The sequence below is a fragment of the Pseudoalteromonas sp. PSi26 genome (assembly GCF_054960575.1).
The window spans coordinates 186,466-202,483 of record NZ_JBHNYT010000001.1; the positions used below are offsets into that span (position 1 = coordinate 186,466).

The window sequence follows — 16,018 nt, forward strand, 5'->3', positions numbered from 1 at the left end:
TTGTTAGGCATTTATTTGCCAGCATTACCGCCTCTAATAACACCTTGGTTAATAATTTTTACTTTTACACCCTCAGAAACATGGAACGCATCTCCGCCATTACCTCCTGTACCACCTTCTCCAGCAGATATTTCACCTTCATTAAACACTTCAATATCTGAGTTTTTTCCACCAACGATAGCATTACCACCTTTACCTTCTAGTTCTTTTTTATCATTCATAAAAGTTCCCAATAAAGCAATTAAAGATACAAAAAATACAATTATAGGCTCCCATGTAAAATCATAAATAGCCCAACCCAAAGATAGCAAAGCAACGAGGATACTTAACCCTTTTATAATTACCGATTTCATAATCGAAGCTCCATGGATGCCTAACAACTTTGTATCCGACATTTGTCGCTTTATAAACCGACAAATGTCCAATTATTACTAATCATCTAATTTAACCAGCGAATAGACACATGTAAACAACTAGTTAACTATCATCTAAATATACTGGATGCGAGAAAACACCAAAATAGAAGAGAACAGTAATATTGGACAAGAAGTAATGGCCTAAAAAAAGGGGGAATCTCTATTATTAATCAGATAACTTAAACAAAAAAGCCGCTGTTTATTACAAACAGCGGCTTTCGAATTAAGATTTACAAACTTAAACTTGAATTTTATTGTTTACCAATCACTTCAAGTCCACCCATGTATGGGCGTAATACTTCTGGCACGACTACTGAACCATCGGCTTGTTGGTAGTTTTCTAGTATGGCTACGAGTGTACGGCCAACGGCTAAACCGGAACCATTTAGTGTATGTAGTAACTCTGGCTTTTTAGCACCTTCACGGCGAAAACGAGCTTGCATACGGCGCGCTTGGAAATCGACCATATTTGAACAAGACGAAATTTCGCGGTAGGTATCTTGCGCTGGTAACCATACTTCTAAGTCGTATGTTTTAGCTGCGCCAAAGCCCATGTCGCCCATACATAAAATTACTTTACGGTATGGTAGTTCTAATGCTTGTAAAATTTGCTCTGCGTGGCCTGTTAGCTCTTCAAGCGCTTGCATTGAATCTTCTGGTTTAACTAGTTGTACTAGTTCAACTTTATCAAACTGGTGCTGGCGAATTAAGCCGCGTGTATCGCGACCGTAGCTGCCCGCTTCACTTCTAAAACATGGTGTGTGCGCAGTTAAGCGAATCGGTAAATCGCTTTCGTCGTAAATCTCGTCGCGTGCGCTGTTAGTCAACGGTACTTCTGCTGTTGGGATTAAGCTAAAGCCAGCTTGTTGTTCACCGTCGTCGTTTACTAGGCCTAATGTATGGAATAAGTCGCCTGCAAACTTAGGTAATTGGCTTGTGCCGTATAGGCTTGCGCTGTTTACTAAGTACGGTACATACATTTCTGTATAGCCGTTTGTGTCTGTGTGGGTGTCTAGCATGTATTGCGTTAGTGCACGGTGCATACGTGCTACTTGGCCGCGCATTACTGTAAAACGTGCGCCACTAATTTTAACGCCCATTTCAAAATCTAGGCCGTTTAGGTCTTGCCCTACGTCCACGTGATCTTTTACTTCAAAGTCGTACTTTTTAGGCGTGCCCCAGGTAAGTATTTCAACGTTGTCGTCTTCATCAGCGCCTTCTGGTACTGATTCGTCTGGTAAATTTGGAATTGCTAAAGCAATGTCGTTAATCGCGTTGAGTACTTCGTCTTGCGCTTTTTTAGTTGCGTCTAATTCGCTGCCTAAGTTTGCCACTGCGTCTAATAGCGGCTGTGCGTCTTCGCCTTTCGCTTTTGCTTGGCCAATGGCTTTAGCACTGGCGTTACGTTGACTTTGAAGCTCTTGCGTTTTTACTTGTAATGTTTTGCGTTGCTCTTCAAGTTCTGTCACTTTTGCAACATCAAGCTCGTAGCCACGAGCCGCTAAGCGTGCTGCAGTTTGCTCAACGTCTTGTCGTAAATATTTAGAATCTAACATGTTAGTTTTTTAACCTTTTTGCATTACCAGCTGAAGGCCCAGCCAAGCCATAAAAATACAGACCATCACATTTAAGATGATATTGAGGGCCATTTTAATAAAGTGACCTTGTTGTAACAACAACAACGAGTCCATTGAGAATGTTGAAAAGGTGGTTAATGCACCTAAAAAGCCAATACCGATAAGGGTTTTAGCGGGGCTTACAGTGATAATTTGTTTATCTATCAAACCGTATAAAACGCCCATTAACAATGAACCCAGAATATTAACCGCCAACGTACCAAAAGGGAATCCCCTACCAAGGAGTTTTAGCATGGTTTCGCTAATAAAAAATCGTAAACAAGCCCCTGAGGCACCGCCAAGGGCGATCATCATATAAAGTTTAATCATTTTCGTATCGTTTAAGTGGGCTTTGCGCGTCGCGCTCTTTTAAGTAATCAAGTTTTTGTTTAATTTTTTGCTCAAGGCCGCGATCGGTTGGTAGGTAATATTCCTTGCCGTCCATTTCTGGCGGTAAGTATTTTTCACCGGCGGCAAAGGCGCCCTCTTCGTTATGCGCGTAGCGGTATTCGGCGCCATAACCTAAGTCTTTCATTAAGTTGGTTGGTGCATTGCGTAAATGCTCAGGCACTGGGTAACTTGGCTCATTTTTGGCATCAGCTTTTGCTTGATTAAACGCCATATAAACTGCATTACTTTTGGGTGCGCTGGCTAAATACAAAGTGGCTTGTGCAATGGCGCGTTCGCCCTCACTTGGGCCTACACGCTGAAATATATCCCATGCGTTTAACGCCACTTCCATCGCACGTGGGTCGGCGTTACCTATGTCTTCTGTGGCAATGGCAAGTAAGCGCCTTGCTACATAAAGTGGGTCGCCGCCACCGGCTAAAATACGGCAATACCAATACAGCGCACCATCCGGTGAGCTGCCTCGTACCGATTTATGAAAAGCCGAGATTAAATCGTAAAATTCATCGCCGCCTTTATCGTATTTAGCTAAATGGGTTGGCAATACTTGGCTTAATACGTGCTCATCTACGTTGTATTTACCGTTTTGCTCACTCGTTAAATCAACCGCTTGCTCAAGTAGGTTCAATACTTTACGGGCATCGCCGCCGCTTGCTTGGCAAAGCGCCTTTTTGGCGTTATCGGCAATCACAATGTTTTTTTGGTTTAGTTGCTCATCTTGCTCAAGTGCGCGCTCTATTACTGTGTATAAGTCGGTATCGGCAAGCGACTTTAAAACATACACGCGTGCGCGCGATAAAATCGCATTATTAAGTGCAAACGAGGGGTTTTCGGTTGTCGCGCCTACAAATATAAACGTGCCGTCTTCTATGTGAGGTAAAAATGCATCTTGCTGCGATTTGTTAAAGCGGTGTACTTCATCCACAAACATTAAGGTGCGTTGCCCGCGGCTTTGTAGGTTATCGTGCGCTTGCGTTACGCTGTCGCGAATATCTTTTACGCCTGCAGTCACAGCCGACATTTGTATAAGCTCGGCATCGGCGTGGTTTGCAATAATTTGCGCCAAGGTTGTTTTACCCACCCCTGGCGGCCCCCACAAAATTAAGCTATGGCAGCGCCCTGCAACAATAGCTTGATGCAAAGGTTTGTCGTCACTCAGTAAATGCTGCTGACCTATGTATTCATCAAGCGTTGTAGGGCGCATTCGCGCCGCAAGTGGGCGTACATCGGGTCCAAAGTTAAAGCCTAAATTACTCACCGTGGCTTTGATCGTCTATTTCAACGCCCTCTGGCGGTGTAAATTCAAATACTGTGGCGTCAAGCTCGGTGTTTACTTTAGCATCGTTAAAAGTAAACGATGAAAGTTGGCCCGAGTTATCTGTCACTACTAATGTTGCAAGGCCTGCTTGGTTATCCACAAACGTAATATCTAACTGCTCTACTTGGCTTTCTACGCCTTTATTTGGCGTAACACTATAGCCAGAGTCTGTTGCTTGAACACTGTATTTTTCCCATTGTGCAGGGTCTTTTGAGGTAAGTAATACAAACGGCGTTGAGTCAATTAAGCTGTGAGTATCCATTATGGTTACTTGCTCAGCAAAACTGTCGAAGTAATAGGTTTTATCACCATTAGATACAAATAAGGTATCGTCTGGGTTGGTTTGTTCCCAGCGTATCATCATAGGTTGTTTAAGGGCGATAGTACCCTCGCCTTGCATTACAGCTTGGCCTTCTTTGTCTGTTACTTTTTGTGCAAACTGGGCTTTAAAGCTTTTAAGTGTTGCCAGTTTGTCTTGCAGTGCTTGGCTGTCGTCTGCAAAACTCGGTGCGGCAATTAAGCCACTTAATACTAATAATAAACTGTTTAATTTTTTCATTGGTTTGCTCCATTAGGTACTAATACATCGCGAGCACCATTATGACCTGGTGAACTTACGATACCTGATGTTTCCATTTGTTCTACTAAGCGTGCTGCACGGTTATAGCCAACACGTAATTTACGTTGTACTGATGAAACCGATACCTTGCCTGTCTCAATTACAAATGCGACCGCTTCGTCGTAAAGTGGGTCTGACTCTTCATCTGCACTTTCACTTGCTTCACCGGGTAGTAAAATATCTTCAGTGGCATCGCCATTAAGAATTTCATCTATGTAATTAGGCTTAGCACGCGCTTTCCAATCGTTAACGACTGCGTGTACTTCGTGGTCATCTACAAATGCGCCATGCACACGCTCTGGCACGCTTGTGCCTGGCGGTAAATAAAGCATGTCACCCATACCTAGTAAGTTTTCGGCTCCTTGCTGGTCAAGTATGGTGCGCGAGTCTATTTTACTTGATACCTGAAACGCCATGCGCGTTGGTATATTCGCTTTAATTAAGCCTGTAATTACATCAACCGACGGGCGCTGTGTTGCAAGTACTAAGTGAATCCCTGCTGCACGTGCTTTTTGTGCAATACGTGCAATAAGTTCTTCTACTTTTTTACCAACAATCATCATCATGTCGGCAAACTCATCAATTACCACAACAATGCTTGGTAGTTTTTCAAGCTCGTCGGGGCCGTCCTTCATGCCGTCTGTGTCTTTAAAAAGTGGATCCATAATGGGGTAGCCCGCTTCTTTGGCATCAAGTACTTTTTGGTTGTAACCTTTTAAATTACGTACACCCAACGCCGACATTAATTTATAACGGCGTTCCATTTCACCTACACACCAACGCAGCGCGTTAGCCGCTTCTTTCATGTCGGTAACAACTTCACATAATAAATGCGGTATACCCTCGTAAACCGAAAGTTCAAGCATTTTAGGGTCAATCATGATCATACGTACATCATCTGGGCCCGATTTATACAGTAAGCTTAATATCATTACATTAACGCCCACTGACTTACCCGAGCCCGTTGTACCAGCTACCAATAAATGCGGCATTTTACCAAGGTCAGCACACACTGGCTGACCTGCAATATCTTTACCTAGCACCATGGTAAGCGGCGATGGGTTTTGCTCAAACTTAGGCGCATTTATTACTTCCGATAAACGCACTATTTCACGGTGTTTGTTAGGCAGCTCTATGCCTATGTAAGTTTTACCCGGAATAACTTCAACAACACGTACACTAATAGCTGAAAGCGAACGGGCTAAATCTTTTGATAAACCGGTAATTTTAGACACCTTAATACCTGGTGCTAAATCAAGCTCAAAACGTGTAACAACAGGGCCTGGATATACACCAACGACAGTGGCTTGTACGTTAAAGTCGAGAAGTTTTGTCTCTACAAGGCGTGATACAACATCGAGCTCTTCTTGCGAAATTGGGTTTTTAGCTTTATCGGGTCTGTCGAGTAAATCAAGCGACGGTAATGGGCCTGGTGGCGGCTCTTGGTCAAGCAGTTGTTCAAACTTTTCTTTTGCTGTTGGTGGTGGCTGATACGCAGGCTTTGCTTTAGGCATAGGCCTTGCTGGCGATACCACTGTTGTAACTGGTTTTTCAGGTTCTACAACTTGGCTTTGATCAAGCGCGTTTAGTGCCGCTGCCGTATCCATTGGTTCATCATCTATTGCACTGAAGCCAATTTCTTGATCGAGTATATCGTCAAGCTCATCAAATGGGCTGTAGTCGTCACTGATTTGTGGCTCTGCAAAAGGTGTTTGCGGTTTATTAATGGCTTTTTGAGGTGCGTTGTTTTTCGCCTCTACTGGCGCTTCAAGCTGCTCTGTGAGATCGTCGTTAAACTGAGCATCTGCATTGTCATTATTTGTGTTTGCAGCAATTCGTTCTCTGTTTATCCAACCTTTTATGTACGAAGTAATAAAGCGATACAACCTAACCATTAAATCGCCTAGGTAATCTACAAAATCAACCCACGACACGCCCGTTAAAAGGGTTAATCCTGCAAAAAAGAAACACAATAGCAAAATTGATGTGCCGGTAAAATTAAACGCCGGCATCATGGCAGTCGCAATGACATCTCCCACTACCCCGCCTGATGAAAAATTATAAATATCGTCGAAGTTGATACTGCTAATTGCCGTAGCTGAGGTCACAAACAGGGCTAAGCCTATAATGCGAAGGGCTAATGTTGTGTAATCAAGCTGTAAAATACGGTGCGGCTGTTTAAACAATAAATAGCCGAATAACTGAATCGCCGCCGGAACTAAATACGCAAGCCATCCAAAAGTAAGCAGCAGTATATCGGCAACCCACGCACCGGCTGTGCCTGTAATATTTTTTACGTTTCTAAATTCGCCGGTTTGTGACCACGAAGGATCTGCCGGATCAAAACTGATTAAGGCACATAAAATAAATATTGCAGCAAAGGTACTGATAATCAGCCCTGTTTCTAATAGTCTTTGCACACCGTTTAGGCGCATAACTTCCTATCCCTCTTATTATTCTATTTATTACACTTCAACAGCAGTCAAATACCTTAGCAGGAAATGCAATTTGATGCACTTTATCTTAATGTGTATGGCCTGATTATGAACACGTTTTTATAAATTTGAGTCTGTTTACCTTTAACAGTTAAACTTATGCAATATAAGGGCGAATAATTACGCCGTCTTCACCTTTTACTTCTTCCATAACTACATAGGTGCGACTTTCACTCACGTTTGGCAATTTTAAAAGAATGTCTCCTAATACACCACGGTATTCTGACATATCATTAACACGCGTTTTAAGTAAGAAATCAAAATTACCCGACACTAGGTGACATTCTATTATTTCTTCGTGCTTTTTCACGGCTGCACTAAACTCGTCAAATACGTCTGGCGAGGTTTTGGTAATCGTAACTTCTACATACACAGATAACCCCTGCCCTAACTTAGCCGGATCGACCACCGCTTTGTATCCGAGTATGTAACCTTCTCGCTCAAGCTTTTTTACGCGCTCTAGGCAGGGCGTGGCGCTCAGGCCAACTCGTCGGGCCAGTTCAACATTTGAAAGACGCCCATCATGTTGTAATTCCATCAAAATTTTACGGTCTATTCTGTCTAATAACTGATGCATAAGGCTCACTAGTTTTTTATTCTGTTTTTTTTTATTATTTAGATAATAACACTAGCTTGGTATTTAAAAAAGGTGAGACACACTGGCTTGTCATGAATATAATAGTGAAAAATTTCAATCCGTTCTTAATAAGGCAAATGTTATGATTATTGGTGTACCTAAAGAAATCAAAAACCATGAATACCGTGTAGGTATGGTTCCTGCTAGTGTTCGTGAATTAGTTAATCACGGCCACCAAGTGATTGTAGAAACGAATGCAGGTATGGGCATTGGTTTTACAGATGAAGATTACACCCAAGCAGGTGCAAACATTTTAGCAACTGCGGCTGACGTTTTTGCAAACGCAGACATGATTGTAAAAGTAAAAGAACCACAAGCAGTTGAACGTGCAATGCTTCGTGAAGACCAAATTCTTTTCACTTACCTTCACCTTGCACCGGATCTTCCACAAACTGAAGACCTTGTTAAGAGCAAAGCCATTTGTATTGCTTATGAAACAGTAACTGACTCTCGTGGTGGTTTACCACTTTTAGCGCCAATGAGTGAAGTAGCTGGCCGTATGTCTATCCAAGCCGGTGCACAAGCCCTTGAAAAATCTAACCACGGTCGTGGTATGTTACTAGGCGGTGTACCTGGTGTTGAGCCGGCTAAAGTTGTAGTTATCGGCGGCGGCATGGTTGGTCGTAGCGCTGCACAAATGGCTGTAGGCCTAGGTGCTGATGTTGTAGTACTTGATCGTAATATCGATGTACTACGTGCACTAGACGCGCAATTTGGTAATAAAGTAAAAGCAATTTACTCAACGGCTGATGCACTAGAAAAACACGTACTAGAAGCAGACCTAGTAATTGGTGGCGTACTAATCCCTGGTGCTGCTGCTCCTAAGCTTGTAACAGCAGAGCACATCAAAGCAATGAAGCCTGGCGCTGCTATTGTTGACGTTGCTATTGACCAAGGCGGTTGTATTGCAACATCTAAAGCAACCACACACGCTGATCCTACTTTCATCGTTGATGAAGTTGTTCACTACTGTGTTGCTAACATGCCGGGTGCTGTTCCACGTACGTCTACATTTGCACTTAACAATGCAACATTGCCGTTTATCATTAACCTTGCAAACAAAGGTTACAAAAAGGCATTGCTAGACGACGCTAACTTCCTAAAAGGCTTAAATGTAATTAAAGGCCAAGTAACGTACAAAGAAGTTGCTGAAGCATTTAACATGGATTACGTTGACCCACGTACAGCGGTTGAAAACGCTTAATTAAGCGTTTGTACCAACAAAAAAAGCAGCTATAAAGCTGCTTTTTTTATGTCTAATTTAAATTCAATCTAAATAAACCGTTTAATAATAAAGTCTACTTTTACCCGTTTTGCTTGGCCAAGTAACTTTTTAACTGGCTGAGGGTAATCTTCCATGGTTTCTAAATCGTCTGGCCCTGTTAGTCGGCGACAGTGCTTAAGAATTTCATGCTTTTCGTTATCAATTGCTTGCATTATAGTTTGCTCAGGATCTTCAATTAATATACCGTTTTCTATGTCTAAGCCCCATGCACGTGGGTTTAGGTTATGCCCACTCAATAAATGCTTTGATCTATCTGCACATATTCCTTTTAAATGGAAAGAGTTATTGTCGTGTTTCCAAAGGTATACATTTAAGTTACCGTTATCTATATGGCGTTTTTGTGTTTTAACAAATTTATGCAAAATAGTTTCGTATAAATAAGGCAACGCACCAATTTTACTAAACGGCTCACTAGGTGGCATATAAAAATCATTAGCGGTTTTATCACCCACAACAATTGTAATATGTTTGCCTTGTTTCAAAAGCCTGCGTAACGAACGCATAAGCGGCGCAGGAAAATTGAAGTACGGTGTATAAAGTACTAACTCACGCTCTGTTGTATCAAAAAGGGCTTTGATCATACGATTAAGTTCGTTATGACGACGCCCAAGCCCTAAAAACAAGCGAATATTTAACGCATTATTGCTTGCTTGCTCAGCCGACTTATAACTTGCTGCTTTTAGATCACGCATTAATTGCTTTTGTTCAAGTTTAAAGTCAATTAATCGCTTGAGCGGACGCGTGTCGATACGAGGCACTGCCACTGAACTCAATAGCTTTGATTCAATAAAGTCTATTACAGAGTCACACAGGCCTTTTTGCGTAATTAAAAAGTAACGGTCAAGCCTGTAGCGGTCACTGTGCTGTAAATACACATTATTTAAGCTAGCACCGCTGTAAAGCAACGTGTCGTCTATAACAAAGCCTTTTAGGTGTAATACACCAAACAGCTCTTTCGCTTTTACCGGCACACCAAATACTTGGACATTTGATTTAAATTTTTCTAGATAGTCACAGTATAAACTTGCGTTCCCGTCTGATTTCTCAGCACCAATAAGCCCACGCTGGGCACGATGAAAATCGACCAGTACTTTTACTTCAAGTGCAGGGTTGGCTAAAGACGCATTGTGTAATGCCTCTAAAACTTCGCGGCCTGCTTCATCATCTTGCAAATAAAGCGCAGTAATATAAATGCGCGTTTTTGCGTTAGCGATTAAATTAAGTAATTGTGTGCGGTAATCTTGCGCATTGGTTAAGACGTTAACGTCTTTTGAAGTCAACCCAAATGCGGGTTTTTCCTGCCAAAATAACATAGTTGCCTATTCATTTAGGTCACATAATCTATCAGTGACAAATCAAAATTAGGTAAAACATAACAAAAAAAATCAAAGTGGTCATGAATTAACGACGTTTTGTTGCTTGTTAGTCTATTTATTGAGCTAGTTTACCCTGTAAGGCGTAAAAGTGTGATTGTTTAGTACATAAAAATGAACAGCTTTTCGATTTACTAAAAAAAATAATCTCAGATTTTGTTTACTTCTGCCTTGTTTTTCTTAGAATCGAGCGCATTAATGACCGTATAGAATCGTTTAGGAAAATATCATGACTGAAGCAAAACATAGCAAGCTACTAATTTTAGGCTCTGGCCCAGCTGGTTACACGGCAGCAGTATATGCAGCCCGTGCAAATTTAAACCCTGTTTTAATTACAGGTATGCAACAAGGTGGTCAATTAACTACTACCACTGAAGTTGAAAACTGGCCGGGTGATGCACACGGTTTAACAGGCCCTGCATTAATGGATCGTATGAAAGAGCATGCTGAACGCTTTGAAACCGAAATTGTGTTTGACCACATAAATAAAGTTGATGTTTCTAAACGCCCTTTCACACTGACTGGTGATCAAGGTACATACACATGTGATGCGCTGATCATTGCCACTGGCGCATCTGCTAAATACTTAGGCTTAGAGTCTGAAACAAACTTCCAAGGTCGTGGTGTATCGGCGTGTGCAACATGTGATGGCTTTTTCTATAAAGGTCAAAAAGTAGCAGTAGTCGGTGGTGGTAATACCGCAGTTGAAGAAGCACTATACTTATCTAACATTGCTGATGAAGTCCATGTAATTCACCGTCGTGATAGTTTCCGTAGTGAAAAAATTCTTGCTGATCGTCTTACTGAAAAAGCGGCAAACGGCAACGTGGTAATGCACTACAACCGTACACTAGACGAAGTTTTGGGCGACCAAATGGGTGTAACAGGCATTCGCATTAAAGATGTAGCATCTGATGCTACTGAAGATTTAGATTTGGCGGGTGTATTTATAGCAATTGGCCACAAACCAAACACAGATATGTTTGAAGGCCAGCTAGAAATGAAAGACGGCTACCTAGTTGTTGAGTCAGGTCTTAACGGTAACGCAACGCAAACAAGCGTACCAGGTGTTTTTGCTGCAGGTGACGTGTCTGACCATATTTACCGCCAAGCGATTACATCTGCTGGGACAGGCTGTATGGCTGCCCTTGATGCAGAGCGCTATTTAGATAACCTATAACGTTTATTTTTTACAAAAGGGGCTGAGCAATCAGCCCCTTTTTTTACGCCTAAAATATAGTTACACTTTTAAAACAAATTATAAAAAGTAAACACGTTATGACAAACCAGCTATACCAACTAAGTGATACAGATATAGCATTTCCCAATCCAGAATATGCATTAGTTTCTCCAGACGGCCTACTAGCTGTGGGTGGTGACTTGAGCCTACCTCGCCTTTGCAATGCTTATAGTAATGGTATATTTCCTTGGTTTAGCGATAACGAACCCATTATGTGGTGGTCACCAAGTGAGCGTGGCATTGTGGAGTTAAATGAGTTTCATATTAGTAAAAGTTTACGTAAACACCTAAAAAAATACCCCGTAACAGTTACAGTTAATAACGCCTTTGTTGAAGTCATTGAAGCATGCCGCGACCAACGCATTGATACCGACGGTACTTGGATCACTAATGATATGCTAAGTGCTTACATAAATGCTCATCATGCAGGCATAGCGCACAGCTTAGAAGTGTGGCGCAACGGAGAGCTTGCAGGTGGACTGTATGGAATTATGCAAAATGGTGTGTTTTGTGGCGAATCGATGTTTCATCATCAAACTAATTGTTCTAAATTAGCCATGTGGGCGCTTGTGAATTGGTTAAAAAACCATGATGCTCATTTTATTGATTGCCAACTCGAAAACCCATATTTGATGAGTTTGGGAGCAAAAGTTATTCCTCGAACTGATTTTTTAGCTAAACTTAGCAATGCACTTACCTATAAAGTTAATCCTACTATGTGGAAACCACAGGAACTTATTGCAATCTATGAATGAAAACCTGACAGCCCGTGTTGGTTTAAGCCAAGAATTTGCGTGTAGTTATCTGCCCAACAGGCGCGAACAACTATTAGTTATATTAGATCCCACTTATTATTGCTCAGAAAAGTTCGAATCTTTGTTAGCAGTCGGCTTTAGGCGCAGTGGTAACCAAATATACCGCCCTCACTGCCCCGTTTGCAGTGCATGTAATTCTGTTCGTGTTTTAGCGCAAGAATTTATGCCATCAAAATCACAAAAACGTAAACTAAACAAAGCAAAAACTCAGTTTACGGTCACTTACTCTACTAGCGAACGAGCAGAGTATTATCCGCTGTACAGTAAATATATAACTATGCGCCATCAAGACGGCAGCATGTACCCACCACAGCCTGAACAATTTCAAAGCTTTTTATTTTGCAGTTGGCTTGAAATCACATTTATCGAACTTTGGCATCAAGACACTTTAGTAGGTGTAGCCGTAACCGATTGTATGGACAACGCTATTTCTGCTATTTACACGTTTTTTGACCCTGACTTTGAACACTATAGCTTAGGGTCAATTATGATATTAGAGCAGCTAAAATTTGCTAAAGAACAAAATAAACAATTTGTGTATTTGGGCTATCAAATTGATGAGTGCACCAAAATGAAGTATAAAACTCAGTTTTTACCCGCACAAAAACAGCTTAATGATGAGTGGGTGGCTATTTAATTTGCAAATATAGCCCCTGCGCCTTTACTTATTGGTGTATTTTGGGCAAAATCTGCAGCGTTTAACTATTAAAGAGGTGTTACGCTAAACATGGCGAAAGAAGACGTAATCGAAATGCAAGGGACCGTCCTTGATACTTTACCAAATACAATGTTCCGAGTTGAGCTAGAAAATGGTCACGTAGTTGTGGCTCATATTTCAGGTAAAATGCGCAAAAACTATATCCGTATTTTAACCGGCGATAAAGTAACGGTAGAAATGACTCCTTACGATTTATCGAAAGGTCGTATCGTATTCCGTGCTCGCTAAGTAAGTGCGTAAACGAGATTTAGTTTTTGGCTAGTTTGTAACTAGCTTTAGACGTTTATTAAATGTAATTGATGGACTTTGACTAGCAATTACATTTAATAAACAAAAAACCCAGCTTTTGCTGGGTTTTTTGTTGCATAAAATAAAACATGGCCCGGTATTACAAGCGAGCCATTTAGAGTCTTATACCGTTTACGCTGGTGTTAAACTACTTTCGTAATCAAAACGGATTTTCTTGTCTTTTACCGACACCTTCACTGTGCCGCCATCAGCCAACTTACCAAACAGTATTTCGTTTGCGAGTGGCTTTTTGAGCTCTTCTTGAATAACACGCGCCATTGGACGTGCACCCATCGCTTTATCGTAGCCTTTTTCAGCTAACCATTCACGTGCCTTAGAGGTCAATTCAAAATTAACCGACTTCTTATCAAGCTGTGCCTGTAGTTCAACAATAAACTTATCAACCACCAACAAAATAACTTCACGTTCAAGATGGTTAAACCAAATAATGTTATCTAAGCGGTTTCTAAACTCTGGCGAAAATGTTTTATTAATTTCACCCATTGCATCGTGTGTATGATCCTGCTCACTAAAGCCAATTGACTTGCGAGTTGTTTCTTGCACGCCTGCATTAGTGGTCATGACTAACACAACATTTCTAAAGTCAGCTTTACGGCCATTGTTGTCGGTTAATGTACCGTGATCCATTACCTGCAATAAAATGTTGTAAATATCTGGATGCGCTTTTTCAATCTCATCGAGTAAAACCACCGCATGAGGATTTTTAATAACAGCCTCGGTCAGCAAACCGCCCTGCTCAAAACCAACATAACCTGGCGGTGCACCAATTAAGCGGCTAATAGCATGACGCTCAACATATTCAGACATATCAAAACGAATAAACTCAACACCCATGCACTTAGCAAGCTGCTTAGTTACCTCTGTTTTACCAACACCGGTAGGACCAGCAAATAAGAAAGAACCCACAGGCTTTTCTTCACTTGTTAGCCCTGAACGTGACAAACGGATTGCCGATGTAAGTGCATCAATTGATTGATCTTGGCCAAACACCAACATTTTAAGATTACGGTCAATATTTTTAAGCGTTTCTTTATCCGATGACGATACATTTTGTGGTGGAATGCGCGCCATTTTGGATATGATCATTTCAATGTCTGACACACCAATGGTTTTTTTACGTTTAGAGCTAGGCTGCAAACGCTGGTTTGCACCGGCTTCATCTATTACGTCAATGGCTTTATCAGGTAAGTGACGCTCGTTAATGTATTTAGCACTCAGCTCCGCCGCGGCTTTGAGCGCCTTTTGGGTGTAACGAATACCATGGTGTTCTTCATAACGATCTTTCAAACCATTCAGAATTTTAGTGGTATCGGCAACACTTGGCTCAAGTACATCAATTTTTTGAAAACGACGAACCAGTGCACGGTCTTTCTCAAAAATATTTTTATACTCGTTGTAAGTTGTTGACCCCATACAACGAAGCTTACCACTTGAAAGTAATGGCTTAAGCAAGTTAGAGGCATCCATAACCCCACCTGATGCAGCGCCTGCCCCAATGATGGTATGAATTTCATCAATGAACAAAATAGAGCCAGGTTTTGCTTGTAGCTCTTTTAATAAACTTTTAAAACGTTTTTCAAAATCGCCACGGTATTTTGTACCAGCAAGTAATGCACCCATGTCTAAAGAGTAAACGACTGCATCTGCAATCACTTCAGGAACTTGCTCGTTTACAATACGATAAGCTAACCCTTCAGCAATCGCTGTTTTACCCACTCCCGCTTCACCTACAAGCAATGGGTTATTCTTTTTACGACGACACAACACTTGTACCGCACGTTCAACTTCACTGTCACGGCCAATCAATGGATCAATATTGCCATCGCGTGCTTGCGCATTTAAGTTTGTAGTGAAGCTGTCTAGCTTGCTGGCCTCTTCATTTTGAACTTCTTGCACTTCTTCGTTTATGTCGTCCGTGTCGTCTCCTAAATCATCATCGGTTTTTGAAATCCCATGAGAAATAAAATTAACAATGTCTAAACGCGAAACATCATTTTTCTTTAGCAGATAAACGGCTTGGCTTTCTTGCTCAGAAAAAATAGCAACCAACACATTTACGCCGGTAACTTCGTTTTTACCTGATGATTGAACATGAAACACCGCACGCTGTAATACTCGTTGAAAACCAAGCGTGGGTTGTGTTTCACGCTCTTCTTCTAAATCGGGGATAACCGGTGTCGTTTCATCAATAAATTCAAGCAATTCGTATTTCAAGCCTGAAATGTTAACACCACACGCATTTAGTGCTTCTGAAGCAGAAGGGTTATCTAATAGCGCAAGTAAAAGGTGCTCGACAGTCATAAACTCATGACGGCGAGTGCGCGCTTCACGAAACGCGGCATTTAATGTAAGTTCTAAGTCTTTGTTTAGCATTGGCAACCCCTTACTGAGATAATAATGTATACCACAACAAACAGGTGTGTGATCACCCTAGTTGGGATTTATTCCTGCTCACAACTACAAAGCAGCGGATGCTCGTTATCACGCGAGTAGCGGTTAACTTGTTCAACTTTGGTATAAGCTACATCAGCGCTGTAAACGCCACAAATACCTTTACCTTTTTCGTGAACTTGAAGCATCACATCGGTTGCTCTATCGCTATCCATGTTAAAAAACGTCGTTAAAACTTCTATTACAAAGTCCATCGGCGTGTAATCGTCATTATTTAAAACAACTTTGTATTTCCGCGGCGGCTGTAGCTTTTGCTTTTCGCTGTCGCGAACTGTATCGATAACACCTGAATCTTTCATACCACTCATAATTAAATAT

The 16,018-nt window shown here is 41.5% G+C and carries 15 protein-coding genes; 5 read left to right on the top strand and 10 right to left on the bottom strand.

Translation table 11 applies throughout. The features are described 5' to 3' along the window. Window positions 1-11 precede the first annotated feature (11 nt). The 7 genes from ACFI34_RS00900 to lrp all read right to left on the bottom strand — a co-directional run bounded on the left by ACFI34_RS00900 (window position 12) and on the right by lrp (window position 7,449). The gene (locus tag ACFI34_RS00900) at window positions 12-353 is read right to left on the bottom strand and encodes a hypothetical protein (RefSeq protein ID WP_462672059.1); all 342 of its coding nucleotides are present in this window, start codon (window positions 351-353) and stop codon (window positions 12-14) included. A gap of 314 nt (window positions 354-667) precedes the next feature. Beyond that, window positions 668-1,972, bottom strand: a complete 1,305-nt coding sequence (gene serS, locus ACFI34_RS00905) for a serine--tRNA ligase (RefSeq protein WP_462672060.1) — start codon at window positions 1,970-1,972, stop codon at window positions 668-670. A gap of 9 nt (window positions 1,973-1,981) precedes the next feature. Then, the gene (gene crcB, locus ACFI34_RS00910; RefSeq protein ID WP_010556384.1) at window positions 1,982-2,362 is read right to left on the bottom strand and encodes a fluoride efflux transporter CrcB; all 381 of its coding nucleotides are present in this window, start codon (window positions 2,360-2,362) and stop codon (window positions 1,982-1,984) included. Further along, window positions 2,355-3,698: a replication-associated recombination protein A gene (locus tag ACFI34_RS00915; protein ID WP_462672061.1), complete on the bottom strand. Its 1,344-nt coding sequence runs from the start codon at window positions 3,696-3,698 to the stop codon at window positions 2,355-2,357. Before ACFI34_RS00915 ends, crcB begins: the two co-directional genes overlap by 8 nt. Further along, entirely contained in the window at window positions 3,691-4,317 is a 627-nt protein-coding gene (lolA, locus tag ACFI34_RS00920) for an outer membrane lipoprotein periplasmic chaperone LolA (RefSeq protein ID WP_462672062.1), read from the bottom strand. Before lolA ends, ACFI34_RS00915 begins: the two co-directional genes overlap by 8 nt. After that, window positions 4,314-6,812, bottom strand: coding sequence for a DNA translocase FtsK (locus ACFI34_RS00925; protein WP_058428806.1), 2,499 nt, complete (start codon window positions 6,810-6,812; stop codon window positions 4,314-4,316). Before ACFI34_RS00925 ends, lolA begins: the two co-directional genes overlap by 4 nt. 157 nt (window positions 6,813-6,969) lie before the next feature. Beyond that, the gene (gene lrp / locus ACFI34_RS00930) at window positions 6,970-7,449 is read right to left on the bottom strand and encodes a leucine-responsive transcriptional regulator Lrp (protein WP_006792871.1); all 480 of its coding nucleotides are present in this window, start codon (window positions 7,447-7,449) and stop codon (window positions 6,970-6,972) included. A 142-nt stretch (window positions 7,450-7,591) separates the two neighbouring features. Between lrp and ald the strand changes: the two genes are divergently transcribed. Then, window positions 7,592-8,713 (top strand): alanine dehydrogenase, encoded by a 1,122-nt coding sequence (ald, locus tag ACFI34_RS00935; protein WP_462672063.1) that lies wholly within the window; start codon window positions 7,592-7,594, stop codon window positions 8,711-8,713. A 68-nt stretch (window positions 8,714-8,781) separates the two neighbouring features. On the opposite strand, the gene pssA is transcribed toward ald, so the two are convergent. After that, window positions 8,782-10,107 (bottom strand): CDP-diacylglycerol--serine O-phosphatidyltransferase, encoded by a 1,326-nt coding sequence (pssA, locus tag ACFI34_RS00940; protein ID WP_276755220.1) that lies wholly within the window; start codon window positions 10,105-10,107, stop codon window positions 8,782-8,784. A gap of 289 nt (window positions 10,108-10,396) precedes the next feature. On the opposite strand from pssA, the gene trxB reads away from it, so the two are divergent. From trxB to infA, 4 genes are all read left to right on the top strand, one after another. After that, the gene (gene trxB / locus ACFI34_RS00945; RefSeq protein WP_006792874.1) at window positions 10,397-11,347 is read left to right on the top strand and encodes a thioredoxin-disulfide reductase; all 951 of its coding nucleotides are present in this window, start codon (window positions 10,397-10,399) and stop codon (window positions 11,345-11,347) included. A gap of 98 nt (window positions 11,348-11,445) precedes the next feature. After that, a complete protein-coding gene (gene aat, locus ACFI34_RS00950) occupies window positions 11,446-12,162 on the top strand; it encodes a leucyl/phenylalanyl-tRNA--protein transferase (RefSeq protein WP_462672064.1) in 717 nt (238 codons plus the stop codon). Beyond that, window positions 12,155-12,859, top strand: a complete 705-nt coding sequence (locus ACFI34_RS00955; protein WP_462672200.1) for an arginyltransferase — start codon at window positions 12,155-12,157, stop codon at window positions 12,857-12,859. The genes aat and ACFI34_RS00955 overlap by 8 nt, the downstream gene beginning before the upstream one ends. A 90-nt stretch (window positions 12,860-12,949) precedes the next feature. Continuing rightward, on the top strand, window positions 12,950-13,168 hold the full coding sequence (gene infA, locus ACFI34_RS00960; RefSeq protein WP_002962494.1) for a translation initiation factor IF-1: 219 nt from the start codon (window positions 12,950-12,952) through the stop codon (window positions 13,166-13,168). 192 nt (window positions 13,169-13,360) lie between these two features. On the opposite strand, the gene clpA is transcribed toward infA, so the two are convergent. Continuing rightward, entirely contained in the window at window positions 13,361-15,622 is a 2,262-nt protein-coding gene (gene clpA / locus ACFI34_RS00965; protein WP_410900601.1) for an ATP-dependent Clp protease ATP-binding subunit ClpA, read from the bottom strand. Window positions 15,623-15,690: 68 nt separating this feature from the next. Then, on the bottom strand, window positions 15,691-15,999 hold the full coding sequence (clpS, locus tag ACFI34_RS00970) for an ATP-dependent Clp protease adapter ClpS (protein ID WP_021032429.1): 309 nt from the start codon (window positions 15,997-15,999) through the stop codon (window positions 15,691-15,693). Window positions 16,000-16,018: the final 19 nt, after the last annotated feature.

Excerpts from the sequence above, each read along its gene's own strand:
- ACFI34_RS00900 (WP_462672059.1), bottom strand. The coding sequence starts at position 353 with ATGAAATCGGTAATTATAAAAGGGTTAAGTATCCTCGTTGCTTTGCTA.
- serS (WP_462672060.1), bottom strand. The coding sequence starts at position 1,972 with ATGTTAGATTCTAAATATTTACGACAAGACGTTGAGCAAACTGCAGCA.
- crcB (WP_010556384.1), bottom strand. The coding sequence starts at position 2,362 with ATGATTAAACTTTATATGATGATCGCCCTTGGCGGTGCCTCAGGGGCT.
- lolA (WP_462672062.1), bottom strand. The coding sequence starts at position 4,317 with ATGAAAAAATTAAACAGTTTATTATTAGTATTAAGTGGCTTAATTGCC.
- ACFI34_RS00925 (WP_058428806.1), bottom strand. The coding sequence starts at position 6,812 with ATGCGCCTAAACGGTGTGCAAAGACTATTAGAAACAGGGCTGATTATC.
- lrp (WP_006792871.1), bottom strand. The coding sequence starts at position 7,449 with ATGCATCAGTTATTAGACAGAATAGACCGTAAAATTTTGATGGAATTA.
- ald (WP_462672063.1), top strand. The coding sequence starts at position 7,592 with ATGATTATTGGTGTACCTAAAGAAATCAAAAACCATGAATACCGTGTA.
- pssA (WP_276755220.1), bottom strand. The coding sequence starts at position 10,107 with ATGTTATTTTGGCAGGAAAAACCCGCATTTGGGTTGACTTCAAAAGAC.
- trxB (WP_006792874.1), top strand. The coding sequence starts at position 10,397 with ATGACTGAAGCAAAACATAGCAAGCTACTAATTTTAGGCTCTGGCCCA.
- aat (WP_462672064.1), top strand. The coding sequence starts at position 11,446 with ATGACAAACCAGCTATACCAACTAAGTGATACAGATATAGCATTTCCC.
- ACFI34_RS00955 (WP_462672200.1), top strand. The coding sequence starts at position 12,155 with ATGAATGAAAACCTGACAGCCCGTGTTGGTTTAAGCCAAGAATTTGCG.
- infA (WP_002962494.1), top strand. The coding sequence starts at position 12,950 with ATGGCGAAAGAAGACGTAATCGAAATGCAAGGGACCGTCCTTGATACT.
- clpA (WP_410900601.1), bottom strand. The coding sequence starts at position 15,622 with ATGCTAAACAAAGACTTAGAACTTACATTAAATGCCGCGTTTCGTGAA.
- clpS (WP_021032429.1), bottom strand. The coding sequence starts at position 15,999 with ATGAAAGATTCAGGTGTTATCGATACAGTTCGCGACAGCGAAAAGCAA.